The sequence below is a fragment of the Streptomyces sp. NPDC055025 genome (genome assembly GCF_053608565.1).
Genome location: NZ_JBSGVS010000116.1, coordinates 1 through 14,452, shown reverse-complemented (window position 1 = coordinate 14,452; position 14,452 = coordinate 1). Strand labels below are relative to the sequence as shown.

Below are 14,452 nucleotides of genomic sequence, written 5' to 3'. Positions count from 1 at the left end.
GCGCCGGGGCCCTTCCGTCATGTCCCCCCGGAGGCGGCGGCTCAGTCGTGCCAGGCTCCGTACTCGTCCAGCAGGGCCTGGAGGGGCTCGAAGACGCCAGGGGCGGCGGCCACCGTGAGATCGAAGCCCGGCCGGGCGCCGGGGCGCCCCCCGGTGAGCGCGCCCGCCTCACGGGCGATGAGATCGCCGGCCGCGAGGTCCCAGGGGTGCAGCCCGCGCTCGTAGTAGCCGTCCAGACGGCCCGCCGCCACATCGCAGAGATCGGTCGCGGCCGAGCCGCCGCGCCGGATGTCCCGCAGCAGCGGGATCAGCCGCTGGGCGACCTCGGCCTGATGGGCGCGGACCGTGGTGACGTAGTTGAAACCGGTCGAGACGAGGGCGCGCTCCAGCGGCGGAGCGGGGCGGCCACGGACCGGCCGGTCGTTGAGGAAGGCGCCGCCGCCGAGCACGGCGCGGAAGGTCTCGCGCCGCATCGGGATGCCGACGACGCCGACGAGCGTCTCGCCGTCGCGCTCCGCGGCGATCGAGACGGCCCAGGTGGGCAGTCCGTAGAGATAGTTGACGGTGCCGTCCAGCGGATCGATGACCCAGCGGATCCCGCTGCTGCCCGCCGAGCTGGCGCCCTCCTCGCCGAGGAAGCCGTCGTCGGGGCGGTACTCGGCGATATGGCCGGTGATCAGCTTCTCGGCAGCGATGTCCATCTCGGTGACGACATCGATGGGGCTGGACTTGGTGGCGGCCACGGCCAGATCGTCGGGGCGGCCGTCGCGCAGCAGCTCACCGGCCCGGCGGGCCGCCTCCAGGGCGACCGTGAGCAGTTCGGCGGTGAGGGTCTCATCGGGCGGTACGTCGGTCACGGCGTGGCTCCTTCAGGCGTACGGGCTGTCGGCGCCCGCCGCGGCGGGCCTGGGGGCACGGGCGGGGCAGCAGCCGACCGGGCAGAGGTCGTGGCTCGGGCCGAGCGCGCCCAGCGCGCACCGCTCCACCACGCTCCCCCGTTCCGTGGCGGCGCGCTCCAGCAGGAGATCGCGGACGGCGGCGGCGAACCGCGGATCGGCTCCCACCGTCGGCGAGCGGCGGACGGGCAGCCCCAGCTCTGCCGCCTTGGCGACGGCCTCCGTGTCGAGGTCGTACAGGACTTCCATATGGTCCGAGACAAAGCCGATGGGGGCCATCACGACGGCCGGGACGCCCTCGCCGTGCAGCGTCTCCAGGTGGTCGCAGATGTCCGGCTCCAGCCACGGGATGTGCGGGGCGCCGCTGCGCGACTGGTAGACGAGCCGCCACGGGTACTCGACACCGGTCTCCTCGCGCACGGCCGCCACGATCAGCCGGGCGGTGGCGAGATGCTGGGCCACATACGCGCCGCCCTCGCCGTGGTCCTCGACGGGCCCCGAGGTGTCGGCCGACGCGACCGGGATGGAGTGGGTGGTGAAGGCGAGGTGCGCGTCCGCGCGTACGGACTCCGGCAGATCGGCGAGCGAGGCGAGCACGCCCTCGATCATGGGACGCAGAAAGCCGGGGTGGTTGAAGTAGTGGCGCAGCTTGTCCACCCGGGGCGGTTCGAGCCCCTCGGCGGCGAGGGCGGCGAGCGCGTCCGCGAGGTTCTCGCGGTACTGACGGCAGCCCGAGTACGAGGCGTACGCGCTGGTCGCGAGGACGGCGATCCGGCGCCGGCCGTCCGCGGCCATCTCGCGCAGGGTGTCGGTCAGATAGGGCGCCCAGTTGCGGTTTCCCCAGTAGACGGGCAGCTCCACGCCGTGCTCGGCGAAGTCCTTGCGCAGCGCGTCCAGCAGGGCGCGGTTCTGTTCGTTGATGGGACTGACCCCGCCGAACAGGAAGTAGTGCTGTCCGACCTCCTTGAGCCGCTCCGGCGGGATACCCCGGCCCCTGGTCACGTTCTCCAGGAACGGGATCACGTCGTCGGGGCCCTCGGGGCCGCCGAAGGAGAGCAGGAGCAGAGCGTCGTAGGGGGAAGTCCCGAGCTGATCGGCCATGTTTCGATCCTGCCATCCACCCCGCCCCACCGGAGCACCACGCCCCGGTCCGCCCGGAAACCACGGTACGGCGGAGCCGAGCGGGTGTCCGGGTGGCGGCCATGAGTATGATCCCCCTCCAACTGGGCCGGGAATACGTCCTTCTCGGCCGTGGCGCTCTACCGACGCGGGGAGGGCACGGGGCGGATGGCCAGGACCCACACAGGCGGACCGGGCATGAACGTGTGGCGGAACTGGGCGGGAAACGTCACCGCCCGTCCGGCCCGCGAGGTCTCCCCCGCCTCCGTCGAGGAAGTGACCGGGATCGTACGGAGGGCCGCCGAGGAGGGGCTGAAGGTCAAGCCCGTGGGCACGGGCCACTCCTTCACCGCCACCGCCGCCACCGACGGGGTGCTCGTACGGCCCGATCTGCTCACCGGCATCAGGGACATCGACCGGGACGCGGGCACGGTGACCGTGGCGGCGGGCACCCCGCTGAAACGGCTGAACGCGGCGCTGGCACGGGAGGGTCTGTCGCTCACCAATATGGGCGACATCATGGAGCAGACCGTCGCGGGCGCGGCCTCCACCGGCACCCATGGCACCGGCCGTGACTCGGCCTCCACAGCCGCGCAGATCCTCGCGCTGGAACTGGTCACGGCGGACGGCTCGCTGCTGCGCTGCTCCGAGCGGGAGAATCCGGAGGTCTTCGCCGTCGCCCGGATCGGACTCGGCGCGCTGGGTGTGATCACCTCGGTCACCTTCGCCGTCGAGCCGCTCTTCCTGCTGACGGCCCGTGAGGAACCGATGGCCTTCGACCGGGTCACCGCCGAGTTCGATCAACATGTGGCCGAGAACGAGCACTTCGAGTTCTACTGGTTCCCGCACACGGGCAACTGCACCACCAAGCGCAACAACCGCAGCCAGGGCCCCGCGGCACCGCCCGGCCGGGTCGGTGCCTGGATCGACGACGAGTTCCTCTCCAACGGGGTCTTCCAGGCGGCCTGTCTGCTCGGCCGGGCCGTCCCCGCGACCATCCCCGCGATCGCGCGGATCTCCAGCCGCGCCCTCTCCGCCCGTACGTACACGGACATCCCTTACAAGGTCTTCACTTCCCCGCGCCGGGTGCGCTTCGTCGAGATGGAGTACGCGCTGCCACGTGAGGCGGCGGTCGGAGCGCTGCGCGAGGTCAAGGCGATGGTCGACCGTTCACCGCTGCGGGTGGGATTCCCGGTGGAGATACGGACGGCGCCCGCGGACGACATCGCGCTCTCGACGGCCTCGGGACGGGAGAGCGCGTATATCGCGGTGCATCTCTTCCGGGGCACGCCGTACCGCGCGTACTTCAGCGCCGTGGAGCGGATCATGACCGCACACGGTGGCCGCCCCCACTGGGGCAAGATCCACACCAGGGACGCGGCGTATCTCTCGGAGGCGTATCCGCGCTTCGGCGAGTTCACGGCCGTACGGGACCGGCTGGACCCGGACCGGCTGTTCGGCAACGACTATCTGCGCCGGATCCTGGGGGACTGAGCGGATCCTGGGGACCGAGGGGCGATGCCCGTCTCGCCGGTCCGCCGCCCGTCGGCGGTCCCGCTACCGGCCCGGCGTTCCGGGGTGGCTGTCCCGGCTCGACGTGCCGCCGCCGTCGGAGGGTGCCGGCGCCGGGGTCGGGGTCGGGGTCGGCGAGGACGGTCCGGAGCCGCTCCCGGAGTGCGAGGGGGCGGAGGAAGGCGGCCGCGACGGGTCGGCGGAGCCGTCCTGACTCGGGCCGGCGCCCGGTCCGCCGCCGGGCGAACCACTCGGATCCGTACCGGTACCGCCGTCCGGAGCCGGGGCGTCCGATGCCGGTCCCTGTCCCTGTTCCCGGCCGGGATCCGGGGAGCCGGTGGAACCGGAGGGGGTTCCGGACGGCGTGGCGGGGGTGTCGTCACCGCCGCCACCACCGCCCCGTACGGCGGACCCGACGGTCGTCGCCGCCCCTCCGCTCAGACCATGACCGGAGATCAGTTCGTATCCGGTGATGCCGCCCATGGTCACCACGAAGACACCGGCTGCCGCGAGGACCGGCCGCTTCCAGCCCCTTACCCGGGTGCCGTGCGTCGTGGGCGCGCCGAACTCCCCGTCCCCCAGGGGCGCTTCACCGCGGGGACCGCCGGGGGAATCACCCGGTGCGGAGAGCCGCCGGCCGCCCGGCTTCCCCTGGACCGTGACCTCGCGGACCTCGCGCAGCCGCTCACCCGTACGGCGCAACATGTGCTGGAAGACCGGGCCCCCGCAGGTGGCGACCACGCTGACCACGCCGGCGCCGATGATCGTGCCGTACACGCCGAGCCGGGAGGCGAGCACCGCCGCGGCGACGGCCGCGACCGCGCTGCCCGCGACCTGCGGCACGCTCAGCTCCAGCCGCGGTCCCTTCGGCGCCGCCGCGCCCTCTCCCGCCCGCGCGCCGCCACCCGGCCTCCGGTTCATCCCCGGTCGCTGCTCATCCATCCGGCTCACCCATCCGGCCCACCTTGCACCAGAAGGGACAAGTGGGCGAAACGGATCGTTCCAATTCTGTGGATTCTGTGAAGAATGACACCCGTTCGGGGTCTGTCCCGAACCCCAACTCCCGGCCCCGGGGAGAACTTGGGCGGCGTGCCGGTCCACCCACATGGCCCGAATGGAGTACTGTGGCGAGCCCTGGGGCCGGACTCCCTCACGGGCGTCCGGGACCGACGGGAAGGGGGCCGAACGTGGCACTCGAACCGGCGGCGCCACGGCACCGCACGGGCGCCTGCTGCACAGAGTGACCAGGTCTGTCACTCTGCGTCACAAAGAGGTAACCGTGCCATAACGGCGATCGAGGGCCCTTGCCCGACACGCCGGGAAGCACGGCAAGGTTGTGGCAGGCTGCACCCGGGCAGGTCACACTCGACTAGCGGAAGCAGCGACGCACGTGACGTCGGCAGGCACCACCCGGGAGGTCCCCATGCCCGAACTGCGTGTCGTGGCCGTCTCCAACGACGGCACACGACTGGTGCTCAAGGCTGCGGACAGCACGGAATACACGCTTCCGATTGATGAGCGCCTCCGCGCCGCCGTGCGCAATGACCGCGCCCGCCTCGGTCAGATCGAGATCGAGGTCGAGAGCCACCTCAGACCACGCGACATCCAGGCACGTATAAGGGCCGGAGCCTCCGCCGAGGAAGTCGCCCAGCACGCCGGAATCCCCGTGGACCGGGTGCGCCGGTTCGAGGGACCGGTGCTGGCCGAGCGCGCCTTCATGGCCGAGCGGGCCAGGAAGACCGCCGTGCGCCGCCCCGGTGAGAACGCGGGACCCCAGCTCGGTGAGGCGGTGCAGGAGCGGCTCACGCTGCGCGGCGCCGAGAAGGACACCGTGCAGTGGGACTCCTGGCGCCGTGACGACGGCACCTGGGAGGTGCTGCTCGTCTACCGCGTCGCGGGTGAACCGCACTCGGCGAGCTGGACGTACGACCCGCCCAGACGGCTCGTCCAGGCCGTCGACGACGAGGCGCGGGCGCTGATCGGCGACACGGACGACACGGTCACCACACAGGAGCCGAGCTTTCCGTTCGTCCCGAGGATCGCGCGGCTGCCGCGCGACCGGCCGCTGGACCGTTCACTCGACCGGCAGTCGGAGCGGCCCGCGGGTCCCGAGGCGGACGAGATGAGCGAACGCGACTCCCTGACCAGCCTGCTGGAGGCGGTGCCGAGCTTCCGGGGCGACATGGTGGTGCCGGAGCGGCCCGCTCCGGACGCCCCGGTCACGGACCCCGACGAGGATCCGGACGCCGAGGAGCCGGTGGCGCCCGCCGCTTCGGCCGGCGCCGGTTCGGCGTACGCGGATGTGCTGATGCCCCGTTCGGTGACCGGTCACCGGGACCGGCTCACCGGTACGACGGACCGCCAGGCCGAGGCGGACGGGGTCCGCCCCGGCCGCAGGGCCGCCGTGCCGAGCTGGGACGAGATCGTGTTCGGTACGCGCCGCAAGAAACAGGAGTAGCCGGAACGGTCCGCCCGACGCCGGCACCGAGCCGAGCCGGTGGCGTTCGTGGAGGACGCGGGCCGGCAGGACGTTCAGGGGAGGGCCCGTACGCGGGATATGCGTACGGGCCCCTTCGTGTGTATGTGCGTATGTGCTGTTGTCGCTACTGGGGGTCGGGGCCCTTGGCGACCGGACGGGACTCGTCCGCGCTCCACGCGGACCAGGAGCCCGGATACAGCGCCGCCGGGATACCTGCGATCTCCAGGGCCAGCACCTCATGGGCGCCCGAGACCCCCGATCCGCAGTAGACACCGACCGTGGTTCCGGAGGTGGCACCCAGTGCCTGAAAGCGCGCCGCGAGCGCCGGAGCCGGCAGGAAGGTGCCATTTTCAGCCACATTCCCCGTCGTCGGCGCGGAGAGCGCGCCCGGAATATGACCACCGACGCGGTCGATCGGCTCGACGTCCCCGCGGTACCGCTCGGACGCCCGCGCGTCCAGCAGCAGACCGCTCCGGGCGAGGGCCGCGGCGCCGTCCGCGTCCAGCACCGGCAGCGAACCGGGGACAGGACTGAAGTCGCCCTCGGCGGGGAGCGGGATCTCGGTGGTGAGCGCGCCGGTCCATTCGGCGACTCCGCCGTCGAGCACCCGGACGTCCGAGTGGCCCGTCCAGCGCAGCAGCCACCAGGCACGGGCGGCCGCCCAGCACTGTCCGCCGTCGTACACCACCACCGGTGTGTCCTGCGAGATTCCGGCGCGGCGCATCACCGCGCCGAAGGCCGCCACGTCCGGCAGCGGGTGCCGGCCCTCGGGGCCGGGCGGACCCGCCAGCTCCCTGTCGAGGTCGACATAGACGGCGCCGGGCAGATGACCGGCCTCGTAGGCGGGCCGGCCGGAGGGTCCGCCGAGCTGCCAGCGGATGTCGAGCAGCACGGGCGGACGCGGTCCGGCCGACTCGCCCGCGAGTTCTGCTGCGGTGATGATGGCTGTCATGAAGGCCATCCTCGCGCACGGCCGCCCCGGCCCAAAACGGTGGAGAAACGGCCGGTAAACACCCGATCGAGATCCCGCCAAGGACGGCGCGGCCGGGGAGCGGCACGTGGTGCCGGGTGCAAGCATCTGCTCGGGCGTACGGCTGTTCCCATCCGGCGGCCCGCGACCGGCACCCGTACGGCCACGACGGTCCGAGGAGAGAGTGACGATGACCGAGGCAGCGATCCGGCGCACACCCGGCACGCCCTGCTGGGTGAGTCTGATGGTGCACGGCCTTGCCACGACGGAGGAGTTCTACCGGTCGCTGTTCGGCTGGGAGTTCCAGCCGGGGCCCCAGCAGCTCGGGCCGTATGTGCGGGGAATGCTGAACGGCAGGGCGATCGCGGGCATCGGCCAGATTCCGCGCGACCGTCAGTTGCCCATCGCGTGGATGACATATCTGGCGACGGATGACGCGGACCGGACGGCCGACATGATCAGAAGTTGCGGTGGAACGGTCGGAGTCGGACCGCTCGACGCGGCGGAGGCGGGACGGATGGCCATCGCCGCGGACCCGGCGGGTTCGGTCTTCGGGATCTGGCAGGCGGCGGCGCACATCGGGACGGCGGTGGCGGGGCCGCACGGCACGCCCGTCTGGAACGAACTGATCACACGCGAGACATCGGCGGTCGGCAAGTTCTACGAAGCGGTCTTCGGCTATGACGCGGAATCGGTCGTCTCCGCCGACTTCGACTTCCTGACGCTGCGTCTGGAGGGCCTGCCCGTCGCCTCACTGCACGGGGTGGGCCGCGCGCTCCCCCGCGACCTGGGCTCGCACTGGATGACGTACTTCGAGGCGGACGACACCGACGCCGCCGTACGGCTGGTGACGGAGCTGGGCGGCCGGGTGGTCAAGCCGCCGCACGAGGGCACGCACGGCCGGCTCGCGACGGTGGCGGATCCGGAGGGCGCGATCTTCACGCTCGTCCAGTCGGCGGGGCACGGGGCACCGGTGGCTCACTGAGCACCGCGGCGGCAGCGGGGTCGCGGGAAGGGTGGGGAGGGCGGGGTGGGGACTACGGGCCGACGGGGCCGACACGGCCGACGGCCCGCGGCCATCTGTCATCCGCCATGAGTCGTCGGTCATCGGTCATCCGCCATCGGTCATCCGCCGCTCAGCGGACCGCCGTTCGACCGTCGGACAGCGGTCGCGGTCGCCCGGCCAGGGGCACGTCACCGACCTCGACGGGGAGCACATCGGGCGAGAGCGTGGCCGCCCGCGCGGTGGCCGCGGTCATCCGCCGACGGTGATGGCGGCGGCACAGCACCTCGTAACCGATCTCGTCGCCCGACTGATACACATCGCCGACCACCACCTGGGCGCCCTCGACCACCATCGCGCCGCCGATCGTCCGCGCGTTGTGCGTGGCCCGCGCGCCGCACCAGCAGAGCGCCTCGACCTGGAGGACCTCGACCCGGTCGGCCAGTTCGACCAGCCGCTGCGAGCCGGGGAAGAGCTTGGAGCGGAAGTCGGTGGTGATGCCGAAGGTGAAAACGTCCAGCTCCAGATCGTCCACGACCCGGGCGAGCTGATCAACCTGCTCGGGGGCGAGAAACTGCGCCTCGTCGGCGATGACATAGTCGCAACGGCCGCCCTGGGAGAGCCGGTTCACGAGATACGCGTAGAAGTCGAAGCCCTCGGCGGCCTCGACGGCGTCGGTGACCAGACCGAGGCGGGAGGAGAGCTTGCCCTCGCCGGCCCGGTCGTCACGGGTGAAGATCATCCCCTGGAGTCCGCGTGCCGAGCGGTTGTGCTCGATCTGAAGAGCGAGGGTGCTCTTTCCGCAGTCCATCGTTCCGGAGAAGAACACCAGCTCTGGCATGAGGGGGTGACGGCCTTTCGGTTCTCGGCAGTGCGACTCGGGTCGCGGTCGGACGGGCCCTGGTGGCCCGCGAGCCCTGGCGGCCTCGTGGCCCGGTGGCGTTGGTGGCCCCGTCGCCCGTGGCCCGCGGCGCTAGGAGCGTACTTCGAGGAGGGGGACGAGCTGCTCGACGGGGGTCATCGAGCCATGCATCCCGACCATCGCCGACTCGTGGGGCTCCTGGACGGAGGCCGTGATCACCACATCGTCGTGGGCCGCGGCGACGACATCGCCGATCCGTCCGTACACCCGCTCGTCCACCGTACCGGGCGGTCCGAACCAGCCCTCGGCGATCGACTCCTCCCGGCTCGCCACCCAGAACCGGTCACCGAGCACCTCGCGCCAGACGGTGAGCACATCGGACTCGGCGCCCGGCACGGCGTAGACATGACGGGCCCGGCCCTCGCCGCCGAGCAGGGCCACCCCGGCGCGCAGCTCCCAGTCCTCGTCGAAGTCGATGCGCGACTCCTCGTCGAAGGGGATGTCGATCATGCCGTGGTCGGCGGTCACATAGAGCGCGGTACGGGGCGGCAGCCGCTCGGCGAGACGCTGGACGAGCCGGTCGACATACATGAGCTGGCCGCGCCAGGCGTCCGAGTCGACGCCGAAGCGATGGCCGTTGCCGTCGACCTCGCTGTAGTACGTGTAGACCAGCGACCGGTCCCCCGCGGCGAGTTGCTCCGCGGCGAGATCCATCCGGTCCTCGCCGGAGAGACGGCCGTGGAAGGTGCCGCCGCTCAGCGCGACCTTGGTGAGCGGGGTGTTCTCGAAGGTCGGGGAGGACACCTGGGCCGTATGCACGCCCGCCGCGTCGGCGAGCCGGAAGACCGTGGGGTACGGCTGCCAGACCTCCGGCGCGGTCCAGGGCTTCCAGCGGAGCTGGTTCATCAGCGCGCCGGTCGCGGGGTCGCGGACGGTGTAGCCGGGCAGTCCGTGCGCGGCGGGCGGCAGCCCCGTGCCCACGGAGGCGAGGGAGGTCGCGGTGGTGGCGGGGAAGCAGGTGGTCAGCGGTCGGCCGGTGGAACCCCGGGAGGTGCCGAGCAGCGAGGTCAGATACGGGGCCTCGTCCGGATGGGCCCTGAGCTGCTCCCAGCCGAGACCGTCGATCAGAAAGACGCAGTTCCGGTCGGCCGGGGTCAGTTCGGGGATGGCGGCGGTCAGATGCGGTACACCCTGACCGGCCGCGAGGGTGGGCAGCAGATCGGCGAGCGAGCCCGTGCCGTACTCGGGCAGCGGCGCGGAACCGAGGGCGAGCGGAACGGGGTCCTGCTCCTGCCAGAGAGCCTCGGCGGCCATCAGCGGCCGGTGGCCGTGGCGGCCGTCGTGGCGGCGGTGGCCTCGGAGAGCGCCTGGGCGAAGACGAGCGTCTGGCGAACGGTGTCGGGACCGTCACCCGCCTCACTGACCCGCAGACTCAGATCGTCGGCGGTGGAGCTGCCGGTGTAGCCGTGGTCCGCCTCGCAGTTGGGGTCGCCGCAGGCGGCCGGCTCCAGATCGATCCGGGAGACGGCGCCCCAGCCGATGGTGAGGACGACCTCGCGCGGCAGACTGCCCGGGGTGTACGACTCCGGGTTCGAGACGACCCGGCTGACCACGACGGACGAGATCCGGTCGAGCTTGACCGACTCGGTGGAGGTGGTGGCGTACGGGGTCGGGGAGCTGGTGTCGGCGGTCTGCTCGTCGGTGTGGCTGACGATGAAACGGTGGGCGGTCAGGACGAGGACGGTGACATGCCGGCGCACCTCGTTGGCGTCGAAGGTGGTCTCCTGGTGCACCACGTACGACGCGATCTGCTCACCGCCGACAGCGGCCTCCACCGCTTCGGCCACGAGAGCCGGGTAGTAGCCGCTGCGCTCGATCGCCGTGCGCAGCCCCTGGGTCGTCGTACCGGTTTTCGCCATGACCCCCATCCTACGGGGGCCGGATGCCTGCCGGAGACGCCCAGGAGACCCCGTCCGTCCCGGTGACTTCCCGGTGACTTCCCGGTCTGCGCCCCGGTGACCTCTCAGTAGCTGGGGAGCCTGCGCGGGCCGAGATCGTCGCGGGCGGGAGGCGGCGCGAGGCGGACGCCCGCGTCGAGGACGGAGAGTCCGTGGGTGGCGACGACGACCGGTTCCAGGGTGACGGAGACGATCTCGGGATGGTCGTCCACCAGCCGGGACACCCGCAGGAGCAGTTCCTCCAGGGCGGGGGTGTCGACCGGGGCGGAACCGCGCCAGCCGAACAGGAGGGGGGCCGTCCGGATGGAGCGGATCAGATCGGCCGCGTCGCGGTCGGTGGCGGGTACGAGCCGGTGGGCGAGATCGCCGAGCAGTTCGGAGGGCGCGCCGGCCAGTCCGAAGGAGAGTACGGCGCCCGCGGCGGCGTCGATGGCGGCGCGTACGACGGTGTCCACCCCGCGCGGGACCATGGCCTGGACCACGGGTCTCAGCTCGTCGGGACCGCCGAGCGACTCGGTCAGCTCGCGATAGGCGAGGCGCAGTTGTGCCTCGTCGGCGAGGTCGAGCCGTACGCCGCCGAGGTCGGCGCGGTGGCGGAGGTGGGGCGCGGTCGTCTTGAGGGCGACGGGGTAGCCGAGCCCGGCGGCGGCGAGTGCGGCGGAGTCCGGGTCGGGCGCGGGCAGGGTGGGCCGTACGGGGACGCCATACAGGGCGAGCAGCTCATGCGCGTCGGCGGGGGCGAGACGTGTCCCGCGCGGGTCGGCGTCCTCGCCGAGCAGCCGCTCGATCAGCGCGGCGGCCCCGCCCTGGTCGATGGCGTCGTCGATGGTCTCGGGGACCTTCCCCGGCTGCCCGGCCTCCCGCCGCCACCGCGCGTACCGCACGGCCTCGGCGAGCGCCCGCACGGCCCGCTCGGCGGCGGGATAGGCGGGAATCCGCGCGACGGCGCCGTGAGTGTGGCTGTCATGAGTGCGACCGTCGTGACTGCGGCTGTCGTGACTGCGACCGTCGTGATCGCGGCTGTCGTGATCGCGGCTGTCCTGCGGAACACCGCCTCCGGGGCCGGGGGGAACGGCCGGTGTGGCTCCTCCGGGGCCCATGGCCTGACCGGCGCCACCGGCGCGACCGGCGTGACCGGTGCCGTCGCCGGATGCCGCTGCCGTCGGCGGCCCGGCGGCCGGTCCCGCGTCGGGTGCGGCCTGGGCCAAGGGCGCGCCCGCCGGAGGTGAGAGGGCTTCCGGGAGGCCGACGATCTCCACATGGACCACCGCGACCGGCTTCGACGGCGTGCGGGAGGCCGCCTCCCTGATGGCCGTGCCCAGGGCGCCGCCGTCGGTGGGGTCGGGCGTGCCCGTCTCGCCGACATGGGGGATCGCGGTCACCACGACCGCGTCGCACGCGTCGTCGGTGAGGGCGTCCGCGAGCGCGACGCGGAAGTCCGCCGGGGTCGCCGCCGTCGTGAGGTCACGGGGGCGGAGCGGGCGCAGGCCCTCGGTGAGGCAGGCGTCGTAGGTGAGCAGGCCGAGCGACTCGGAATTGCCGAGGATCGCGACACGCGGCCCTGCCGGCAGCGGCTGGTACGCCAGCAGCAGTCCCGCGTCGACCAGTTCGGTGACCGTGTCGACACGGATCACTCCGGCCTGCCGCATCAGCGCGGAGACCGTCGCGTCCGGGATACGGGTGACCGGGACCGCGTGTCCCGGCGGCGCGCTGCCGCTGTGGCGCGCGCCCTTGACCACCACGACCGGCTTCACCGCCGCCGTACGCCGGGCGAGCCTCGTGAACTTCCGCGGGTTGCCGATCGATTCGAGATAGAGCAGGGCGACATCGGTGTCCGGGTCCTCGTACCAGTACTGGAGGATGTCGTTGCCCGAGACGTCCGCGCGGTTGCCCGCGGAGACGAAGGACGACAGGCCCGCGCCGCGCCGGTAGAGCCCGGAGAGCAGCGCGATCCCGATCGCGCCGGACTGGGTGAAGAGACCGATGCGCCCCCGCTCGGGCGGCTCCGGCGCGAGCGACGCGTTGAGCCGTACCGCGTCGGCGGTGTTGATGATCCCGAACGCGTTCGGGCCGATGATCCGCATTCCGTACGAACGGGCCTGCCGCACCAGCGCGCGCTGCCGCTCCCTGCCCCCGGGACCGCTCTCCGCGTAGCCGGCCGAGAGCACCACCAGCCCCCGTACGCCGTGTTCGCCGCAGTCCGCGACCGCCTCCGGCACCCGTTCCGCCGGTACGGCGAGCACCGCGAGATCGACGGGCTCGCCGATCCGCCCGACGGACCGCACGGCGGGGACCCCGTCGATCTCGGTCCTGTCCTCCTCGAAGGCGTGGTTCACCGCGTACGTACGGCCGGTGAAGCCCGCGCCGAGCAGATTCCGCAGGACCGTACGGCCGACCCCGCCGGGCGCGCGCCCCGTGCCGACGACGGCGACCGACCCCGGCGCGAGCAGCCGCTGCACCGAGCGCGCCTCGGCCCGCTGTTCACGGCCGCGCTGGACCGCCAGCGACTCCGCGGTCGGTTCGAGATCGAGTGTGAGCCGTACGGAACCGTCCTCGAAGCTGCGCTTCTGCGTGTACCCGGCGTCCCGGAAGACCTTGATCATCTTGGCGTTGGCGGGCAGCACCTCCGCGGCGAAGCGCCGGATACCCCGCTCGCGGGCGACCGCCGCGATGTGCTCCAGCAGGGCGGAGGCGATCCCGCGCCCCTGGTGCGCGTCCTGGACGAGGAACGCGACCTCCGCCTCGTCGGCGGGCGCGGACGCGGGCCTCCCCCGGTCGTCGATGCGGTCGTACCGTACGGTCGCGATGAACTCCCCGCCCACCGTCACCGCGAGCCCCACCCGGTCCACCTGGTCGTGGTGGGTGAACCGGTGCACGTCCTTCGCGGACAGCCGCGGGTAGGGCGCGAAGAACCGGTAGTACTTCGACTCGTCGGAGACCTGTTCGTAGAAGCTGACCAGCCGCTCGGCGTCGTCGGTGGTGATGGGCCTGATCCGGGCGGTGCCCCCGTCGCGCAGGACCACGTCCGCTTCCCAGTGATCGGGGTACGCGTGGTCGGGGTACGCATGGTCCGGCGGCTTCCGGTCCGGCGGGGTCTCCATGGCCAAAGCCTACGGCGGGAGCGGAGCCGGCCGGGGGCGGAAGGAAGGACGGGGGCGGGACGGGGCGGGCGCGGGACGGGGCCGGAACGGGGACAGTGCACATCACATGAGACTCTGGGCCGGACACCGTTTTTCAGACTTTTGAGACTTGAAGGGCAACACCATGGCTGAGCGCCGCGTCAATGTCGGCTGGGCCGAGGGGCTGCACGCCCGACCCGCGTCCATCTTCGTCCGTGCCGCCACGGCCGCCGGCGTCCCCGTGACGATCGCGAAGGCCGATGGCGACCCCGTCAACGCCGCGTCGATGCTCGCGGTGCTCGGTCTGGGCGCGCGGGGCGGCGAGGAGATCGTGCTGGCTTCCGACACGGACGGCGCGGACGCCGCTCTGGACCGGCTGGCGAAGCTGGTCGCCGAGGGACTGGACGAGCTGCCCGAGACGGTCTGAACCGTTCACACGGCCCGATGGTCCGGCAGGCGCCGGACGGCCCGACAGCGGTCGGGCGGTCGGCCGTCATTTCGCACGGCGGAGCCGCGGTGCGCCGAATTAGGCGC

The 14,452-nt window shown here is 72.5% G+C and carries 12 protein-coding genes; 4 read left to right on the top strand and 8 right to left on the bottom strand.

All coding sequences use genetic code 11. From position 1 onward, the window contains the following. Nucleotides 1-41 precede the first annotated feature (41 nt). Nucleotides 42-857 carry an inositol monophosphatase family protein gene (locus ACWGDX_RS38200; RefSeq protein ID WP_453633266.1) on the bottom strand — a complete coding sequence of 272 codons (816 nt, stop codon included), beginning with the start codon at nt 855-857 and terminating at the stop codon, nt 42-44. A gap of 12 nt (nt 858-869) precedes the next feature. Continuing rightward, complete coding sequence (locus ACWGDX_RS38195; protein ID WP_453633264.1) at nt 870-1,997, bottom strand: ferrochelatase; 1,128 nt, start codon at nt 1,995-1,997, stop codon at nt 870-872. Nucleotides 1,998-2,183: 186 nt separating this feature from the next. Here ACWGDX_RS38195 and ACWGDX_RS38190 point away from each other — a divergent pair, with 186 nt between their 5' ends. Then, nucleotides 2,184-3,509, top strand: a complete 1,326-nt coding sequence (locus ACWGDX_RS38190) for a D-arabinono-1,4-lactone oxidase (RefSeq protein WP_453633262.1) — start codon at nt 2,184-2,186, stop codon at nt 3,507-3,509. A gap of 63 nt (nt 3,510-3,572) precedes the next feature. Here the strand turns inward: ACWGDX_RS38190 and ACWGDX_RS38185 are convergent, their stop codons facing one another. Beyond that, a complete protein-coding gene (locus tag ACWGDX_RS38185; RefSeq protein ID WP_453633267.1) occupies nt 3,573-4,469 on the bottom strand; it encodes a hypothetical protein in 897 nt (298 codons plus the stop codon). Between the two features lie 448 nt (nt 4,470-4,917). Between ACWGDX_RS38185 and sepH the strand changes: the two genes are divergently transcribed. Then, complete coding sequence (gene sepH, locus ACWGDX_RS38180; RefSeq protein WP_363082297.1) at nt 4,918-5,985, top strand: septation protein SepH; 1,068 nt, start codon at nt 4,918-4,920, stop codon at nt 5,983-5,985. A gap of 145 nt (nt 5,986-6,130) precedes the next feature. On the opposite strand, the gene ACWGDX_RS38175 is transcribed toward sepH, so the two are convergent. Beyond that, a complete protein-coding gene (locus tag ACWGDX_RS38175) occupies nt 6,131-6,958 on the bottom strand; it encodes a sulfurtransferase (RefSeq protein ID WP_453633261.1) in 828 nt (275 codons plus the stop codon). A 208-nt stretch (nt 6,959-7,166) separates the two neighbouring features. Here ACWGDX_RS38175 and ACWGDX_RS38170 point away from each other — a divergent pair, with 208 nt between their 5' ends. Beyond that, nucleotides 7,167-7,961: a VOC family protein gene (locus ACWGDX_RS38170; protein ID WP_453633259.1), complete on the top strand. Its 795-nt coding sequence runs from the start codon at nt 7,167-7,169 to the stop codon at nt 7,959-7,961. 151 nt (nt 7,962-8,112) lie between these two features. Here ACWGDX_RS38170 and ACWGDX_RS38165 read toward each other — a convergent pair whose 3' ends face one another. The 4 genes from ACWGDX_RS38165 to ACWGDX_RS38150 all read right to left on the bottom strand — a co-directional run bounded on the left by ACWGDX_RS38165 (nt 8,113) and on the right by ACWGDX_RS38150 (nt 13,900). Further along, nucleotides 8,113-8,820 (bottom strand): thymidine kinase, encoded by a 708-nt coding sequence (locus ACWGDX_RS38165; protein ID WP_453633257.1) that lies wholly within the window; start codon nt 8,818-8,820, stop codon nt 8,113-8,115. 132 nt (nt 8,821-8,952) lie between these two features. Then, on the bottom strand, nt 8,953-10,155 hold the full coding sequence (locus tag ACWGDX_RS38160) for an alkaline phosphatase family protein (RefSeq protein WP_453633256.1): 1,203 nt from the start codon (nt 10,153-10,155) through the stop codon (nt 8,953-8,955). Further along, the gene (locus ACWGDX_RS38155; RefSeq protein ID WP_363082302.1) at nt 10,155-10,760 is read right to left on the bottom strand and encodes a DUF5998 family protein; all 606 of its coding nucleotides are present in this window, start codon (nt 10,758-10,760) and stop codon (nt 10,155-10,157) included. Before ACWGDX_RS38155 ends, ACWGDX_RS38160 begins: the two co-directional genes overlap by 1 nt. 104 nt (nt 10,761-10,864) lie before the next feature. Continuing rightward, nucleotides 10,865-13,900, bottom strand: a complete 3,036-nt coding sequence (locus tag ACWGDX_RS38150) for a bifunctional acetate--CoA ligase family protein/GNAT family N-acetyltransferase (protein WP_453633253.1) — start codon at nt 13,898-13,900, stop codon at nt 10,865-10,867. 163 nt (nt 13,901-14,063) lie between these two features. Here ACWGDX_RS38150 and ACWGDX_RS38145 point away from each other — a divergent pair, with 163 nt between their 5' ends. Beyond that, on the top strand, nt 14,064-14,345 hold the full coding sequence (locus ACWGDX_RS38145) for an HPr family phosphocarrier protein (protein WP_453633251.1): 282 nt from the start codon (nt 14,064-14,066) through the stop codon (nt 14,343-14,345). Nucleotides 14,346-14,452: the final 107 nt, after the last annotated feature.

Coding starts and splice junctions, on each gene's coding strand:
- ACWGDX_RS38175 (WP_453633261.1), bottom strand. CDS start 6,958: ATGACAGCCATCATCACCGCAGCAGAACTCGCGGGCGAGTCGGCCGGA.
- ACWGDX_RS38165 (WP_453633257.1), bottom strand. CDS start 8,820: ATGCCAGAGCTGGTGTTCTTCTCCGGAACGATGGACTGCGGAAAGAGC.
- ACWGDX_RS38155 (WP_363082302.1), bottom strand. CDS start 10,760: ATGGCGAAAACCGGTACGACGACCCAGGGGCTGCGCACGGCGATCGAG.
- ACWGDX_RS38170 (WP_453633259.1), top strand. CDS start 7,167: ATGACCGAGGCAGCGATCCGGCGCACACCCGGCACGCCCTGCTGGGTG.
- ACWGDX_RS38160 (WP_453633256.1), bottom strand. CDS start 10,155: ATGGCCGCCGAGGCTCTCTGGCAGGAGCAGGACCCCGTTCCGCTCGCC.
- ACWGDX_RS38150 (WP_453633253.1), bottom strand. CDS start 13,900: ATGGAGACCCCGCCGGACCGGAAGCCGCCGGACCATGCGTACCCCGAC.
- ACWGDX_RS38145 (WP_453633251.1), top strand. CDS start 14,064: ATGGCTGAGCGCCGCGTCAATGTCGGCTGGGCCGAGGGGCTGCACGCC.
- ACWGDX_RS38185 (WP_453633267.1), bottom strand. CDS start 4,469: ATGGATGAGCAGCGACCGGGGATGAACCGGAGGCCGGGTGGCGGCGCG.
- ACWGDX_RS38190 (WP_453633262.1), top strand. CDS start 2,184: ATGGCCAGGACCCACACAGGCGGACCGGGCATGAACGTGTGGCGGAAC.
- ACWGDX_RS38195 (WP_453633264.1), bottom strand. CDS start 1,997: ATGGCCGATCAGCTCGGGACTTCCCCCTACGACGCTCTGCTCCTGCTC.